This window comes from Barrientosiimonas humi, assembly GCF_006716095.1.
GTDB lineage: Bacteria > Actinomycetota > Actinomycetes > Actinomycetales > Dermatophilaceae > Barrientosiimonas > Barrientosiimonas humi.
The window spans coordinates 987,679-1,003,971 of record NZ_VFOK01000001.1 but is presented as its reverse complement, the minus strand read 5'-3'; the positions used below and the strand labels follow the sequence as shown (position 1 = coordinate 1,003,971).

Annotated in this window: 14 protein-coding genes; 5 read left to right on the top strand and 9 right to left on the bottom strand. The window is 70.9% G+C overall.

The features are described from left to right. Nucleotides 1-40 precede the first annotated feature (40 nt). Together FB554_RS04715 and FB554_RS04710 are read right to left on the bottom strand one after the other, a co-directional pair. Entirely contained in the window at nt 41-1,270 is a 1,230-nt protein-coding gene (locus tag FB554_RS04715) for an acyl-CoA dehydrogenase family protein (protein WP_142004904.1), read from the bottom strand. Between the two features lie 20 nt (nt 1,271-1,290). Continuing rightward, entirely contained in the window at nt 1,291-2,319 is a 1,029-nt protein-coding gene (locus tag FB554_RS04710) for a phosphotransferase family protein (protein ID WP_236022270.1), read from the bottom strand. Nucleotides 2,320-2,478: 159 nt separating this feature from the next. Here FB554_RS04710 and FB554_RS04705 point away from each other — a divergent pair, with 159 nt between their 5' ends. The 4 genes from FB554_RS04705 (at nt 2,479) to FB554_RS04690 (ending at nt 5,239) form a co-directional block, all read left to right on the top strand. Beyond that, a complete protein-coding gene (locus FB554_RS04705; RefSeq protein WP_142004903.1) occupies nt 2,479-3,321 on the top strand; it encodes a TetR-type transcription factor C-terminal domain-containing protein in 843 nt (280 codons plus the stop codon). After that, entirely contained in the window at nt 3,318-3,572 is a 255-nt protein-coding gene (locus FB554_RS04700) for a DUF4031 domain-containing protein (RefSeq protein ID WP_142004900.1), read from the top strand. The genes FB554_RS04705 and FB554_RS04700 overlap by 4 nt, the downstream gene beginning before the upstream one ends. Nucleotides 3,573-3,829: 257 nt before the next feature. Then, nucleotides 3,830-4,291 carry an SRPBCC family protein gene (locus tag FB554_RS04695; RefSeq protein WP_142004899.1) on the top strand — a complete coding sequence of 154 codons (462 nt, stop codon included), beginning with the start codon at nt 3,830-3,832 and terminating at the stop codon, nt 4,289-4,291. A gap of 117 nt (nt 4,292-4,408) precedes the next feature. Further along, nucleotides 4,409-5,239: a universal stress protein gene (locus tag FB554_RS04690; RefSeq protein WP_142004897.1), complete on the top strand. Its 831-nt coding sequence runs from the start codon at nt 4,409-4,411 to the stop codon at nt 5,237-5,239. A gap of 3 nt (nt 5,240-5,242) precedes the next feature. Here FB554_RS04690 and FB554_RS04685 read toward each other — a convergent pair whose 3' ends face one another. The 5 genes from FB554_RS04685 to FB554_RS04665 are packed head-to-tail and all read right to left on the bottom strand — an operon-like array spanning nt 5,243 to nt 11,079. After that, a complete protein-coding gene (locus FB554_RS04685; protein WP_142004895.1) occupies nt 5,243-7,363 on the bottom strand; it encodes a S9 family peptidase in 2,121 nt (706 codons plus the stop codon). Nucleotides 7,364-7,373: 10 nt separating this feature from the next. Continuing rightward, a complete protein-coding gene (locus FB554_RS04680; protein WP_142004894.1) occupies nt 7,374-8,231 on the bottom strand; it encodes a carbohydrate ABC transporter permease in 858 nt (285 codons plus the stop codon). A 1-nt stretch (nt 8,232) separates the two neighbouring features. After that, nucleotides 8,233-9,192 carry a carbohydrate ABC transporter permease gene (locus FB554_RS04675; protein ID WP_236022269.1) on the bottom strand — a complete coding sequence of 320 codons (960 nt, stop codon included), beginning with the start codon at nt 9,190-9,192 and terminating at the stop codon, nt 8,233-8,235. 8 nt (nt 9,193-9,200) lie between these two features. Continuing rightward, nucleotides 9,201-10,484, bottom strand: a complete 1,284-nt coding sequence (locus FB554_RS04670; protein ID WP_142004892.1) for an ABC transporter substrate-binding protein — start codon at nt 10,482-10,484, stop codon at nt 9,201-9,203. Nucleotides 10,485-10,536: 52 nt separating this feature from the next. After that, entirely contained in the window at nt 10,537-11,079 is a 543-nt protein-coding gene (locus FB554_RS04665; RefSeq protein WP_142004891.1) for a peptidoglycan-binding domain-containing protein, read from the bottom strand. 229 nt (nt 11,080-11,308) lie between these two features. Here FB554_RS04665 and FB554_RS04660 point away from each other — a divergent pair, with 229 nt between their 5' ends. Further along, nucleotides 11,309-12,262, top strand: coding sequence for a hypothetical protein (locus FB554_RS04660; RefSeq protein ID WP_142004889.1), 954 nt, complete (start codon nt 11,309-11,311; stop codon nt 12,260-12,262). Nucleotides 12,263-12,266: 4 nt separating this feature from the next. Here the strand turns inward: FB554_RS04660 and FB554_RS04655 are convergent, their stop codons facing one another. Both FB554_RS04655 and dnaE read right to left on the bottom strand, forming a co-directional pair. After that, a complete protein-coding gene (locus FB554_RS04655) occupies nt 12,267-12,461 on the bottom strand; it encodes a hypothetical protein (protein WP_142004888.1) in 195 nt (64 codons plus the stop codon). Nucleotides 12,462-12,670: 209 nt separating this feature from the next. After that, complete coding sequence (gene dnaE, locus FB554_RS04650) at nt 12,671-16,234, bottom strand: DNA polymerase III subunit alpha (protein ID WP_142004886.1); 3,564 nt, start codon at nt 16,232-16,234, stop codon at nt 12,671-12,673. Nucleotides 16,235-16,293 lie beyond the last annotated feature (59 nt).

Here is a 16,293-nt window from a genome sequence, read left to right as displayed (position 1 = left end):
GCCGCTCGGCTAGCGCCTCGCGGCTACTCGACCAGCTTGGCTACTCGGGCGACGTGGGCGCCGCGCTCTCGACGTACGGCCGCTCGCGCCTGGTCTCGACCCGCGCGATCGTGCGCCGGTGGACGGCGTCGGGACCATCGACGATGCGCAGCGTGCGCGCGATCGCGGCGAAGCGCGCGATCGGGAAGTCCTCGGTGACGCCGGCCGCGCCGAACACGTCGATCGCCCGGTCCACCACGGCGCTGAGCGCCGCGGGCGCCGCGACCTTGATCTGCGAGATCTCGCCGCGCGCGGCCTTCGCCCCGCCCTGGTCGATCAGCCACGCGGTCTTCTGCACCAGCAGCCGCGCCTGGTCGATCTCGAGCCGACTGTTCGCGATCTGCTCCTGCACGACGCCCTGCTCGATCAGCGGGCCGCCGAAGGCCGTGCGCTCCTGGGCCCGAGACACCATCAGCCCCAGCGCCCGCTCGGCCATGCCGATCGCGCGCATCGCGTGGTGGATGCGGCCAGGGCCGAGGCGCGCCTGGGCGATCATGAACCCGTCGCCCTCGCCGCGCACCAGGTTGGTGGCCGACACCCGCACGTCGTCGAACACGATCTCCGAGTGCCCGTGCTGGTCCTGATACCCCATGACCGGCAGGTGCCGCTCGATCGTCATGCCGGGGGTGTCGCGCTCGACGAGCACCATCGACTGCTGCCGGTGCGTCTCGGCGCCGGGGTCGGTCTTGCCCATGACGATGAAGATCTTGCAGCGCTGGTCCGCCGAGCCGCTGATGAACCACTTGCGCCCGTTGATGACGTACTCGTCGCCGTCGCGCTCGATGCGCGTCGAGATGTTGGTCGCGTCGCTCGAGGCGACCAGCGGCTCGGTCATGGCGAAGCCCGACCGGATCTCCCCCGCGAGCAGCGGCTCGAGGTAGCGCTGCTTCTGCTCGTCGGTGCCGAACATGTGCAGCACCTCCATGTTCCCGGTGTCGGGCGCGGCGCAGTTGATCACCTCCGGCGCGAGGAACGGCGACCACCCGGTGATCTCCGCGATCGAGGCGTACTCCAGGTTGGTCAGCCCCGACACGTCCGGCAGGAACAGGTTCCACAGGCCGCGCTCGCGCGCGGACGCCTTCAGCTTCTCCAGCACCGGCGGGTGGTCGTGCGGGTCGTGCTCGGCCAGATAGCCGTGGTAGTCGGCCTCCGCCGGGAATACCTCCTCCCGCATGAAGTCCCACATCTTGTCGGTCAGCTCGGCCGCCCGCGGGCTGGGCTCGAAATCCACTGTGTCTCCTGGTGTTTCGGCTACTTGCGATCAAGGATGGCGAGGCCGTGCTCGGCCAGCGTGGGCACGACGTCGCCGTGGTCGGCGAACTCCTGGTCGCCCATCACGCCGCTCTTGGCCCGCATCGAGACGCCCTGGGCGATGGCCGCGAACTTCAACCGCGCGAACGCCTCGTAGTACGGCAGTGGCTCCAGGTCGAAACCGGTCCCCGCGGCGTAGCGCTGGGCCAGGGCGGCCCGGTCGGGGTAGCCCGGCTCCCCCGTCACCGACGGCACCATCTGCGCGACCGGGTCGGCCGGGTCGGACCAGTACATGAGCGTCATCCCGAGGTCGGCGAGCGGGTCGCCCAGCGTCGACAGCTCCCAGTCGAGCACGGCGGCCACCCGCGGCGGCTGCTCCGGCGCGACGATGCAGTTGTCGAGCCGGAAGTCACCGTGCACGATGCCGTCGGCCTGCGCGGTGGGCACGCCCTCGGCCAGCCGGCGCGCGAGCTCGTCGACCGCGGGCACCTCGCCGTCCTTGGCCAGCTCCCACTGCTTGGTCCAGCGCGCGACCTGGCGCGCCATGAACCCCTCGGGCCGGCCGTAGTCGGTCAGCCCCGCCGCCTGCAGGTCGACGTTGTGCAGCGCGGCGAGCGTGTCGGCCAGCCGCCAGGCCAGCGCCTGCCGCCCCTCGTCGGTCGCGAACTCCTGCGGCGTCTCGTCGCGGATGACGTATCCCGGGACGTCGCCCATGACGTAGAACGGGGCGCCGATCAGCTCGCTCGTGGTCTCCTCGTGCAGGATCGGCGCGGTCGGCACGTCGGTGTCGGCCAGCCCCCGCTGCACCTTCGCCTCGCGCCCCATGTCGTGCGCCTTGGGCAGGATCCGCCCGGTCGGCGGTCGCCGCAGGATGACCGTCCCCGCGTCGCTGGTGATGCGGAACGTCAAGTTCGACTTTCCCCCGGTGATCAGGCTCGCGCTCGGCTGGCGCCAGCGCTCGTCACCCAGCACGTCGGCCAGCCGGGCGCCGACCGCGGGAAGGTCCAGACCTTGCAGCTGCTGACTCAACGCTCGACCTCTCGTCGGTGCGCACCGAACGGTTGGTCGGCGCGACTGGTGCTCCATCCAGGAGAACGCGCCTGCAGCCGCGGCGTCAACCACTTCTGCCCGGCCGGCGTTCAGAATCGTTGACATGGTCTACGCCACTCGCTCAGGCATACTGAACGCATGACGACGGATCGAGCGGTGCGTACGCGCGCCGGGGGCCGGGTGCGCACCTTCCGCGAGCAGCGCGGTCTGACCGTGCGCCAGCTGGCCACCGCGGTGCACGTCAGCCCCGCCACCGTCACCGCGATCGAGCACGGCCGCACCTCCATCACCGTCGAGCGACTGGTCGCGCTGGCCGACGTCCTGCAGGTCGACCCCGCCGCGCTGCTCGACGCCGAGCCGGCAGCCCCGGCCGCGCCGGGCCGCGGGAGCCGCGACTGGCGTACGTTCGAGGCGATGCCGCTCGCCCCCGCCCTCACCGGCGCCGCGCGTGCCTTCGTCACCACCGGCTACCACGGGGCGACGGTGCGCTCCATCGCCCTGGCCGCGGGCATCAGCCCGGCCGGGATCTACCACCACTACGCCAGCAAGCACGACCTGCTGCGCGAGCTCATGACGCTCGGCATGGACGACCTGCTGTGGCGCGTCGAGGCCGCTCGCGACGAGGCCAAGGATCCCGTGCAGCGCGTCGCGCTGATCGTCGAGGCGACCGCCCTGTGGCACGCGCGCCGCCACGAGATCGCCATCATCGGCGCGTCCGAGATGCGCAGCCTCGACCCCGCCGCGCACCGCAGCATCGTGGCCTTCCGCCGCCGCGTCCAGGAGATCCTCGACGACGCAGTGCTCGACGCGCTGCCGCCCGACGCCGACCGCGGCGAGGCGCTGGCCGCAGCCCGGGGCATCTCGACGATGTGCACCTCGATCGCCCAGTGGTTCCGCCCCGACGGCGAGTCGTCTGCCGACGAGATCGCCCGCCAGCACTCACGATTCGCGCTCCGACTGCTCGAGCTGGGGCGCCCGTGAGCGTGCTCATCGACTCCCCGATCTGGCCCGGCTGGGGCACCACCTGGTCGCACCTGGTCAGCGACACCTCGCTCGAGGAGCTGCACGCCGTCGCCGCCTGCATCGGCCTGCCCGACCACCTGTTCGACGAGGACCACTACGACGTCCCGGTCCGCCTCTACGACACCGCCATCGCCTGCGGCGCGCAGCCGGTCGAGGGCCGCGAGCTGATCCGACGGCTCATCGCCAGCGGCCTGCGCCGGTCCCGCTGAGCCGGCCGACGGTCGTACGTCACAACCCCCGGAATCGGGCCTTCTGACCGGCGCCCGCCCCCGCCGCACGTCACAACCCCCGGAATCGGCCCTCGTGACCGGCGCCCGCCCCCGCCGCACGTCACAACCCCCGGAATCGGGCCTTCTGACCGGCGTCTCGATACACCGGCTCGGCTAGCGCCTCGCCGGCACTCGACGACCGGGTCCTGCCTCGACGACCGGGGGACCACGAAGTGACCGTCCAGTAGGTTGGCGTCATGAGCAACGACCTGCACGCCGAGACCGTGATCGACGCCTCCCCCGAGCAGGTGTGGGCTGTCGTGTCCGACCTGAAGCGGATGAGCAAGTGGAGCCCGCAGACCAAGAAGATGATCATCCGCGGTGGCCCGGTGCGCGAGGGCACCACCACCATCAACATCAACCAGGCGGGGTGGCGCGTCTGGCCGACCACCGCCAAGGTGACCACGTTCGAGCCCGGCCGCAAGCTGGCGTTCAAGGTGCGCGAGAACCACGCGGTCTGGAGCTATGAGCTGCAGCCGCTCGAGGGCGGGACGCGCACCCGCGTGATCGAGCGCCGCGAGGCCCCCGGCGGCACCACCAAGCTCAGCCACACGCTCATCGACCGCTTCTTCGGCGGCGACGACAACTTCGACGCCACGCTCACCCGCGACATGAACACCACGCTCGCCAAGATCAAGCGCACCGTCGAGCAGGGCTGACTCCCGCCGTACGCCGTCCTACAGTGAGGAGGACGGGCGACCTTCGCCCGTGACGACGGCCGACACGCCACGTCGCGCGTCCCCCGCCGCCAGGTGACCCGCGCAAGGTGGTCTGGCATGGACAGCACTATCCGGCCCGACGGCGTCGTCGTCGGCCTCGATCCCTCCCCCGACTCGCGCCAGGCGCTGGCCTGGGCCGTCGGCCGCGCCACGGCCTGGGGGGCGCCGCTGCACCTGGTCGCGGCCCGCAGTCCCGAGAGCAAGGACGGCTGGGACCACGACCACCAAGACAGCCGGCCGATGAACCAGCTGCACCGGCAGCGGCTGGAGCAGGCGCGCGCCAAGGTGCTGGCCGAGCATCCCGACCTCTACGTCAGCGTCTCGTCGACCAACCGGTTCCCCGCGGCCGCCCTGGTCACGGCCTCGCGCGTCTCGCGTCTGGTCGTCCTCGGCAGCCACGGCGACTCGATGCTGCGCTGGTCGCTCGGGTCGACCGCCCACCAGGTCGCCATCCACGCGGCCTGCCCGGTCGCCGTCGTGCGCCCGGAGCGCGACACCCCGCGCGGCAGCGTGCTGGTCGGCATCGACCGGTTCGACGACCTGGGCGCTCTGCGCTGGGCCGCGGCCGACGCCGACGCCACCGGGTCCGACGTGCTGGCCGTGCACGTCTGGCAGCGCGACCCCAGCGGCTCCGGCCGCGACCGGTCGCAGGCCGCCGGGGCGCTCGACTCGACCGTCGCCGACGTGGCCCGCGAGTTCCCCGACGTGAAGATCCGGGGCGAGGTGCTCTCCGGTGGCGTCACCCGCACGCTGCTGGCGCAGGCGGCCGAGCACGACCTGGTCGTCCTCGGCGCACGCGGTGGCGGGGGCTTCGCCGACCTGACGCTCGGCCGCGTCGCGGGCGGGGTGCTGTGGCGCTGCGACGCCACGGTGGTCGTGACCCGCTGACGACTACTCGGCGGCACCCAGCGCGTCGAGGATCACCGCGTTCTCGAACGCGTGCTGCCGCCAGGAGTCGTAACGGCCGCTGTGGCCGCCGTGCCCGCCGCCCATCTCGACCTTGAACAGCACCGGCCGCTCGGCGAAGTCGCTGGTCACCGTGTCGCGCAGCGCCTGCACCCACTTGGCCGGCTCGGCGACGAACACGCGCGTGTCGTGCAGGCTGGTCGTCGCGAGGATCGTCGGGTAGTCGACGGCGCGCACGTTCTCGTACGGCGTGTACGCCTTCATCACCGCATAGACCTCGGGGTCCTCCAGCGGGTTGCCCCACTCCTCCCACTCCCCCACGGTCAGCGGCAGGTCGGGGTTGAGGATCGTCGTCAGCGCGTCGACGAACGGCACCGCCGCGTGCACCACGCGATAGAGCTCCGGCGCCTCGTTGACGGCCGCACCCATCAGCAGGCCGCCCGCCGAACCACCTTCTGCCGCAACGCGATCGGGCGACGCCCACTTCTGCTCGACGAGCGCACGCGTCACGTCGACGAAGTCGGTGAAGGTGTTGGGCTTCGCCAGCAGCTTGCCCTGGTCGTACCACGCGCGCCCTAGCTCGCCGCCGCCGCGCACGTGCGCCACCGCATAGACGACGCCCCGGTCCAGTAGCGACAGCCGCGCCGCCGAGAAGTACGGGTCGTTGGAGATCTCGTAGGCGCCGTAGCCCGACACCAGCACGGGGTTGTCCCCGTCGGGCCGTACGTCCGCGCGCCGCACGAGCGACACCGGCACCTTCGCGCCGTCGCGGGCCTCGACCCACAGCCGCTCCTCGCGGTAGCGCGACGGGTCGTAGCCCGGCACCTCGCGCTGCTGCAGCAGGGTCATCTCTCCCGTCGCCGGGTCGAGGTCGTAGACCGCCCGCGGCGTCAGGTAGGACACGAGCACGACCTGCAGGGCCTCGCTGGCGTACTCCGGGTTGGAGCCGACCGCGAGCGTGTAGACCTCGGAGTCGACGGGCACGTCGCGCGGCTCGCCGTAGCCGTCGTCGGTGCGGTCGAGCAGGCGCACGGTCGCCAGCCCGCCGTGCCGCATCGTCACCGCGGTGAACGTCTCGAACGCGCTCACGCCGAGGATGCGGTCGCCGTCCTCGCCGGACAGCACCGGCCGCCAGCTCTCCCGCCCCGGCGTCGCGAGCGGCGCCCACGCCAGGTCGAAGTCGACGCGAGAAGCGTTGTGCACCACCAGGATCCGGTCGCCGTCGACCTCGATGCCGTAGTCGAGACCGGGGGTGCGCGGCTCCACGACGCGCGGCGCGCCGGTCGGGTCGGCGAGGTCGAGCAGCGCCACCTCGGTGGTCGTGCGCGACTCGCTCCAGATCTCCAGCCAGCGGTCGTCGCGCGAGGCGTCGATGCCGATGGAGAACAGCGCGTCGTCCTCCTGGAAGACCAGCACGTCGTCGCCGGTCGGCCGGCCGACCTCGTGCCGCCACACCTGGAAGCTGCGCCACGCGTCGTCGCGCCGGGTGTAGAACACGTAGCGCCCGTCGAGGCTCCACACCAGACCCGTGCCCGCGCCGGTCACCGCGTCGTCGAGCACCTCGCCGGAGGCGATGTCGCGCACGACGAGGGCGTAGAGCTCGTCGCCGCGCTCGTCGAACAGGAACGCGACGCGCTCCCCCGCCGGGTCCGGCTCGAGCCCGCCGAGCTCGAAGAAGTCGCGCTGGCCGGCCTCGACGTTGCCGTCGAGCAGCACCTGCTCGCCGGGCAGCTCCACCCCGGGCTCGGGGACCGGCCGCGGCTCGCCGGCGACGTACGCCACCCGCGCGTGGGTCTCGTACTGCTTGCCCTCCTGCGTGCGCGAGAAGTACCACCAGCCGTCCTTGCGCACCGGCACGCTCATGTCGGTCTCGCGGATCCGCGCCCGCATCTCCTGGAAGAGCGTCTCGGTGAGCCCGGCGAGGTGCGCGGTGCGCGCCTCGGTGTAGGCGTTCTCGGCGCGCAGGTGCTCCAGCACCTGCGGGTCGTCGGCGACGCTGAGCCAGTGGTAGTCGTCCACGAACGTGTCGCCGTGGTGCGTCCGCTCGTGCGGGCGGCGCTCGGCGCGCGGCGGCTCGGGCAGGGCTGCGGGTGTGGGCTGACTCACCCGGTCGAGGCTATTCGTTGATCCCGGTCTGCTCGACACCGGCCACGATCCACCGCTGCAGGAACAGGAACATCAGCAGCAGCGGCAGCATCGACACGATCGCCGCCATGAACATGCCGTGCAGGTTGACCGACTGCGCGGTGACATACGTCGACAGCGCGATCTGCACCGTCCACGACGACTGGTCCTGCCCGATGACCAGCGGCCACAGGAACGCGTTCCAGCTGCCGATGAACGTGATCGTCGCGACGGCCGCGACGAACCCCCACGAGTTCGGGACGACGATCCGCCAGAACGTACGCCAGGGGCCGGCTCCGTCGATCTGCGCCGCCTCCTCGAGGGTCTTGGGGAAGCCGAGGAAGTACTGCCGGAACAGGAACGTCGCGAGGGCCTGGAACAGCCCGGGCACGATCAGGCCGCGCAGCGTCGAGACCCAGCCGAGCGTGCTCACCATGACGAACATCGGGACGAAGGTCACCGCCGCCGGGATCAGCAGGGTCGCGAGCACGACGTAGAAGACGGCGTTGGCGTAGCGCACCTGCGACCGGGCCAGGCCGTATCCGGCCATCGCCGAGATCACCAGCACCCCCACGGTCTGGGTGACGGCGATGAGCAGCGAGTTGACCATGCTGCGCGCGAGCGGCACCGACCGGCTGCTGAAGACCTCCGGCAGGTTGCCCCACTGCGGCGAGCTCGGGAACCAGGTCCACCCGTCGACGCTGGTGATCTGCTGCTCGGTCGACAGCGCGTTGCGCAGCAGCAGGTAGAACGGCACGAGGAAGATCAGCGCCAGCACGACGAGCAGGGCGTAACGCACGAAAGACGCTGCGCTGCCTCGCTTCTCGCCGACGACGGTGGGCGCGGCCATCTCAGTCCTCCCTCCGCCCGATGCCGGTCAGCCGACCCTGCGCGAGGGCGAACAGGGCGATCATCAGCGTGAGGATCACCGCGCCGGCGCTGCCGTTGCCGAAGTCCTGCACGTCCCCGAGGGCGGTGTAGTACAGGTAGACGAGCGGCGGGCGGGCGTACGGCGGGTAGCCGCCGGTGCTGGACATCAGGTTGTAGAACTCGTCGAACGCCTGGAAGGCGTTGACCAGCAGGAGCAGCAGCACCGCGGTCGAGGTGGCCTTGAGCTGCGGCACGGTGATGTAACGGAACGCCTTCCAGCCGACCGCCCCGTCGAGGGCGGCCGCCTCGTACATCGTGCGCGGGATCCGTTGCAGCGCAGCGAGGAAGAGCACCATGAAGAAGCCGACCTGCAGCCACAGCCGGGCGGTCGTGATGACCAGCCAGTACCACGGCGGGTCGACCACCGACAGCCACGCGACCGGCGCGATCCCCACGGTGCCGAGCACGGTGTTGATCGCGCCCGAGCTGACCCCGGAGAACAGCGAGCCGCGCCAGATCATGGCCGCGACGACGTACGAGCACGCCGTGGGCAGGAAGAACACCGACCGGAAGAAGCTGCGCCCCCTCGCCGCCCCGTTGACGAGCACCGCGAGCCCGAGCGAGATGACGAACGTCGTCGGGACGATGAACAGCGCGAACACCACGAACGTGCCGAGGCTCGACCGGAACGCCGGGTCGGACAGCATGTTCGTGTAGTTGCGCAGACCCACGAATTCCGTTGGGGTGACGGTGTTTCGGGCCTCGTAGAAGCTCAGCCAGACGCTCCACACGATCGGGACGAGCACGAAGACGGTCAGCCCGACCAGGAACGGCCCGACGAAGATCCAGAACCACAGGTGCGGGCTGTCGGTCCAGCGGCGCTTGCTGCGCGCGGGCGCAGGCGTGCGCGCAGCCGGGCGCACCTCGGCGGGGCTCGCCATGTCGCGGGTCAGGCGAAGCGCTTGAGCTCGTTGGTGACCGTGCGCTGCACGGCCGCGAGCGAGCTCTTCGGGTCGGCGCCCGACCGGATGATCTTGTCGACCGCGTCACCGAACGCCGAGGCCGACGCCGGGGTCCACAGCAGCGGCGTCTGCGGGTGGCCGTACTGCGTGACCATGTCGGCCGCCTGCTTCGCCGGACCGGTCTTGAGCTTCTCGGCCTTGGCGATCAGGCTCTTGCGGGCCGGCACGTGGAAGCCGTACGACTGAGCCCAGTCCAGCTGCTTGTCGGTCTGGTCGACCCACAGCCACTTCACGAACTGCTTCGCCGCCGTGACGTTCTTGGCCTTCGCGCTCACGCAGGCGGAGTAGGCGCCGACCGGCACCGCCGGCTTGCCGCCGGACCCGATCGCCGGGAACGGGAAGACGCCGAAGTCGTCGCCGAGCGCCTCCTGGATCATCGGCAGGGTCCACAGGCCGGTCCACTGCATGGCGGTCAGGCCCTGGGTGATGGCCGCGGGCTCCGACCAGTCGCTGGGCGCGCCGAGCAGCAGGTTGCCGCTCTTGAACAGCGTCGCGAGCTTGGCGAGCGCCTGCGCGACCGCGGGGGTGTTGAACGCCGGCTTGTCGTCCTGGGTGAGGTAGTCGGTGCCGCTGGACCACAGCACCGGCCCGCCCATCACGCCGGCGCCGCCGTCGTTGCCGAGGAACAGCCCCTTGACCTTGCCCTGGGTGAGCTTGTCGGCGGCGGCGAGCAGCTCGTCGAACGTGCGCGGCGGCGTCACGCCGGCCTTGCTGAGCATGCTCTTGCGATAGACGAACAGCTGCATGTCGACGACCTGCGGGATGCCGTAGAGCTTGCCCTGGTAGGTCATCCGCTCCAGCAGCGACGGGGTGAAGTCGGACCTGGCCGGGCCGAGCAGGTCGCTCAGGTCGACCACCTGCTTGCCGGTGATCATGTCGATGGTCGGGCCGTTGCCGTACTCGAAGACGTCGGGCCCGCTCGAGGTGAGCAGCGAGGAGGCGGCCTTCTTGTCGTAGTCGCCGGGGATCCAGGTGACGTTGACCGACGCGTCGGGATACTCCGAGGCGTACTTCTTGACCGCCTGCTCGGTGCCGTCCTCGCCGTACTGGTGGTACCACTGCGCGATGGTCGGCTTGCCGCCGCTGCTGCTGCCGCCCGACTCCGGCCGGCCGGTGTTGCCCCCGCAGGCGGCCAGGGCCGCGGCCGTCAGGGCCGAGCCGGAGAGGGCGAGCGCGTGACGGCGGGACGGGCGGAACGATGCTCCGGACATGGCGGACCTCCTGCGACGGGACTTGTTCGCAGACTAGACCCGGCCCGGAAGGTCACGCGTGCAGCAACGCCGCGTACGTCGCCCGGTCGACCAGGCCGGTGGGCTGCAGCCCCGCGGCGCGCTGGACGTCCTTGACGGTCATGCTCGTGCCGGTGCCGAAGACACCGTCGACGACGAGCTGGCGCCCGATCGGGAGACGGTGGTTGAGCAGCAGCTGCACCGCTCGCACGGCGTTGCCGCGGCTGCCGATGGTCACCGTGCTGCGGTCGCACAGGATCGCCCAGTCGTCCTGACCGAGCATCCCGGTGACGCGCCGGTGCGTGCGCACCTGGAAGGCCATCACCGCGGCCCGGGTCTGCGCGCCGAACGCGCCGTCGACCCGGATGGTCGCGTAGTACGGCCGCAGCAGCAGCTGCGCGATCGACACCGCCGGCAGCGGCAGCCGGTTGTCGCCGTCACCCGGCATGACCCGCACGACCGAGGCCATCCGGCCCTTCGGCTTGGTGAGCCGCCGCAGGTCGATGCGCTGCGGGCAGTCGATCCGCACCTGGGTCTCGCCCTCGTGGTCGACCCGCTCCTGCTCGATGACCGTCATGGCCCCTCCTCCGGTTCGCCCGCACCCCCACGGGCTTGGTTGTCCAGACCTGTGACGGGCCCACCCCCACCTCACGTTCCCCGCCCCTCCCAAGCCGGTCGAGTAGCCCCCACCCCCAAGCCGGTCGAGTAGCCGCGAGGCACGAGCGGCGTATCGAGACCCCCCAACCTGACGCCAACCGTCCGCAACCGGCTCTAGCGTCGCTCCCACCCAGGCGAAGGAGACCGACATGGCGACGGACGTGACCGAGTGGCTGCTCGACGGGGACCCGGCGATCCGCTGGCAGGTGCTGCGCGACCTGACCGACGCCAGCCACGCCGACGTCGCCGCCGAGCGAGCCAGGATCACCGAAACCGGTTGGGGAGCAAGGCTTCTCGACCTGCAAGAGGACGGCCAGTGGGCCGGTGGCGCGTGCTTCCCGGGCAACGGCTGGACGCCGCCTGCTTCCGTCGTCGGCGACCGCGACGCCCAACCCTGGGTCGCCACGCTGCCGACGCTGCGCCTGCTGCTGGCGTTCGGCGCCGACCCGGCCGACCCGCGCGTGCGCACCGCCGTGCAGGCCGCCGCCGACAAGGCCCGCTGGGAGTACGACGGCTCCCGCTTCTTCGACGGCGAGGTCGAGCCGTGCATCAACGGAGGCACGGTGGCGATCGGTGCCTCCTTCGGCCAGCCGGTCGACGGCATCGTGACCCGCCTGCTCCGCGAGCGCCTGCCCGACGGCGGCTGGAACTGCGAGGCCGAGAACGGCTCGGCCCGCTCCTCGTTCCACACCACGATCTGCGTGCTGGAGGGCCTGTGGGAGTACGCCCGCGCCGGCGGCTCGATCGACGTCACCGCGGCCCGGCAGGCGGGTGAGGAGTACCTGCTAGAACGCGGTCTCCTGCGCCGGCTCAGCACCGGCGAGGTGGTCGACTCCGACTTCCTGCTGCCGGCCTTCCCGCCGCACTGGCACTACGACGTGCTGCGCGCGCTCGACTACTTCAGGGACACCGGTGCGGCCCCGGACCCGCGGCTCGCCGAGGCGCTGGACCTGATCCGCAGCAAGCAGGCCGCGGACGGCACCTGGCTGCTGGAGAACCTGCATGCGGGGATGCAGTGGTTCGCGCTGGACGACGGGGTCGGCCGTCCGAGCCGGTGGAACACCCTGCGCGCGCTCCGGGTGCTGCGCTGGGCCGACGCCTGACCCTTCACGCCGAGTCGCGCAGCTCCTGGCCATGGTCGACGGCCCGGGTGCCGACCACGAGGCCGGCCCCGGTCTCCCGGCGCACCTGCCTGATGGCGGCGAAGTAGTCGTCGCGGGCCAGCAGGTCATCCACCCGCTGCGCCAGAGCGTCGGGCAGTTCCAGGGGCGTCTTGTCGCTGGCCGAACCGAAGAGTCCCATGGCGCCGACCCCTCATGCCCTCCGCTGGCGGGTCTCGATACGTCCCGCTCGTCCCTCGCGGGCCTACTCGACCGGCGTGTTGGCCCGCTCGACCGGCGTGTTGGCCTACTCGACCGGCGTGTTGGCCCGCTCGACCGGCGTGCTGGCCCGCTCGACCGGCGTGCTGGCCTACTCGACCGGCGTGTTGGCCCACTCGACCGGCGTGAGCGTCAGCGGGCGAGGCAGGCGGGGCCGAGGAGGGCCTTCAGGTCGCCGTAGAGCGACGGGCTCACCGAGACCCGGTGCTCGTCGCCGAGCCGCACGGTGACCGACCGTCCGGGCTGGGTCAGCTTCAGGTGCACCTCGGTGACGCCGGGGTGCTCGTGCAGCACGCCCTTGAGCCGCTCGGCCAGACCGTTGGTGGCCCGGACCGCCTGCAGCGAGAGCACCACCGGGCCCTGCGGCCCGTCGCCGAGCTCGGGCAGCGTGAGCTCCATGGCGTTCAGCGCCACCTGCTCGTCACGCTTGTTGACCCGCCCCTTGACCACGCACACGACGTCCTGGCTGAGCATCGTCGAGACGGTCATGTAGGTCGAGGGGAAGAACAGGCACTCCACCGACCCGTCGAGATCCTCGACCGTCGCGATGGCCCACAGGTCGCCCTTCTTGGTGCGCTTGACCTGCAGCCCGGTGATCAGCCCGGCGATCGTCACGGTGGTGCCGTCGGGCGGACCGTCCTCACCGATCAGCCGTGAGATCGAGGTGTCGGCGTGCTTGGTCAGCACGTGCTCGAGGCCGAGCAGCGGGTGGTCGCTGACGTAGAGCCCGAGCATCTCCCGCTCGAACGCGAGCAGCGTGTGCTTGTCCCACTCCATGTCGGGCACGGGCGGCAGCGCCGCGAGCTCGATGCCGGGCTCGTCGCCGAACCCGCCGAACAGGCTGTCCTGGCCGACGGCCTCGGCGCGCTTCTCGTCGACCAGGGCGTCGACGTACTGCTCGTGCACGTGGACCAGACCCTGCCGCGTGTGCTTGAGGTCGTCGAACGCGCCTGCCTTCACGAGGGATTCGACGGTGCGCTTGTTGCAGACGACCGCGGGGCTCTTGCGCAGGAAGTCCTCGAACGACTCGAACCGGCCCTTGCTCTCGCGCGCCTGCACGATGCCGTCGACGACGTTGCGGCCGACGTTGCGGATCGCGGCCAGACCGAACCGGATGTCCTCGCCGACCGCGGCGAAGTCGGCGACCGACTCGTTGACGTCGGGCGGCAGCACCTTGATGCCCATCCGGCGGCACTCGCCGAGATAGATGGCCGACTTGTCCTTGTCGTCGCGCACGCTGGTCAGCAGCGCGGCCATGTACTCGGCGGGGTAGTTGGCCTTGAGGTATCCGGTCCAGTACGACACCAGCCCGTACGCCGCGGTGTGTGCCTTGTTGAAGGCGTAGTCGGAGAAGGGCACCAGCACCGCCCACAGCGCGGCGATCGAGGCCTCGTTGAAGCCCTTGGCCTTCATGCCCTCGGAGAAGGGGACGTACTCGGCGTCGAGCACCTCCTTCTTCTTCTTGCCCATCGCGCGGCGCAGCAGGTCGGCGTTGCCGAGGGTGTAGCCGGCGAGCTGCTGGGCGATCTCCATGACCTGCTCCTGATAGATCACCAGGCCGTAGGTCGTGCCGAGGATGGGCTCGAGCGCGGTGATCATCTCGGCCTGCAGCTTGCCCTTCAGCTGCGGGTCGAGCGGGGTGAGCTCCTGCTTGCCGTTCTTGCGCAGCGCGAAGTTGGTGTGCGCGTTCACGCCCATCGGGCCGGGGCGGTAGAGCGCGAGCGCCGCCGAGATGTCCTCGAAGTTGTCCGGCTGCATCAGCCGCAGCAGGGTGCGCATACCGCCGCCGTCGAGCTGGAAGACGCCGAGGGTGTCGCCGCGGCCGAGCAGCTGGTAGGTCGCCTTGTCGTCGAGCGTCTTGGACAGCGCGTCGAGGTCGATGTCCTCGCCGCGGTTGTCCTTCACGTTCTTGATCGCGTCGTCGAGGATCGTCAGGTTGCGCAGACCCAGGAAGTCCATCTTGACCAGCCCGAGCGTCTCGCAGCTGGGGTAGTCGAACTGGGTGATGACCTGGCCGTCCTGCAGCCGGCGCATGATCGGGATGACGTCGATCAGCGGCTCGGACGACATGATCACGCCGGCGGCGTGCACGCCCCACTGGCGCTTCAGGCCCTCGAGGCCCTTCGCGGTCTCGACGATCTCGCCGAAGTGGTTCTCGGTCTCGACCAGCGCGCGGAACTCGTTGCCCTCGGCGTAGCGCGGGTGCTCGGGGTCGTAGATCCCCGACAGGGGCACGCCCTTGCCCATCACGTCGGCGGGCATCGCCTTGGTGAGCGACTCCCCCACCGCGAACGGGTGGCCCATCACGCGGGAGGCGTCCTTGACCGCCTGCTTGGCCTTGATCGTGCCGTAGGTGACGATCTGCGCGACGCGCTCGTCGCCGTACTTCTCGGTGACGTACTTGATCACCTCGCCGCGGCGACGCTCGTCGAAGTCGACGTCGAAGTCGGGCATCGACTTGCGCTCGGGGTTGAGGAACCGCTCGAAGATCAGGCCGTGCGGGTGCGGGTCGAGGTCGGTGATGCCCATGGCGTACGCGCACATGGACCCCGCGCCGGAGCCTCGCCCGGGCCCGACGCGGATGCCGTTCTCCTTGGCCCAGTTGATGAAGTCGGCGACGACCAGGAAGTACCCCGGGTATCCCTTGCCGACGATGACGTCGATCTCGTAGTCGGCCTGCTTCTGGGCGTAGTCGGGCACCCCTGCCGGGAACCGCCCGCGCAGACCGGAGTTGACCTCCTTGATGAACCAGGACGTCTCGTCTTCGCCCTCGGGCACCGGGAAGCGCGGCATGAACCGGCCCTCGCCCTCGGTGAACGACACCTCGCAGCGCTCGGCCACCAGCAGCGTGTTGTCGCACGCCTCGGGCAGGTCGCGCCACACCTCGCGCATCTCGGCCGCGGACTTCAGGTAGTAGCCGTCGCCGTCGAACGCGAACCGGTCGGGGTCGAGCAGGGTCGAGCCGGACTGCACGCACAGCAGCGCGCCGTGCGCCTTGGCGTCTTCCTTGCGGGCGTAGTGCAGGTCGTTGGTCGCGAGCAGCGGCAGCGACAGGTCCTTGGCCAGGCGCAGCAGGTCATCGCGCACCCGGCGCTCGACCTCGACCCCGTGGTCCATCAGCTCGAGGTAGTAGTTCTCCGCGCCGAAGATGTCGCGGAACTCCGCCGCCGCGTCGCGGGCGAGGTCGTACTGCCCCAGGCGCAGCCGCGTCTGCACCTCTCCCGACGGGCACCCGGTCGTCGCGATCAGGCCGTCGCCGTACTGGTTCAGCAGCTCCCGGTCCAGCCGCGGCCACTTCGCGTAGACCTGGTCCAGCGAGGCCAGCGAGCCCATCTTGAACAGGTTGTGCATGCCGGCGTTGTTGCGCGCCAGCAGCGTCATGTGGGTGTACGCACCGCCACCGGACACGTCGTCGCGCGGGTTGGTCCGGTCGCCGCCGAACTTCACGCGGGTCTTGTCGGTGCGGTGCGTGCCCGGCGTGACGTAGGCCTCGAGGCCGATGATCGGCTTCACGTCGTACTTGCGGGACTTCGACCAGAACTCGTACGCCCCGAACAGGTAGCCGTGGTCGGTCGTCGCGATCGCCGGCATGCCCATCTCCTGGGCCACCTGGAACATGTCGTCGATGCGGGCCGCACCGTCCAGCATGGAGTACTCGGTGTGGTTGTGCAGGTGGACGAAGCTGTTCCCGGTCATCGCCGCAGAGTCTACGTCCGGACACCGACAGGCCCCGCCGCAGCCGCGCTGCCCGCGGC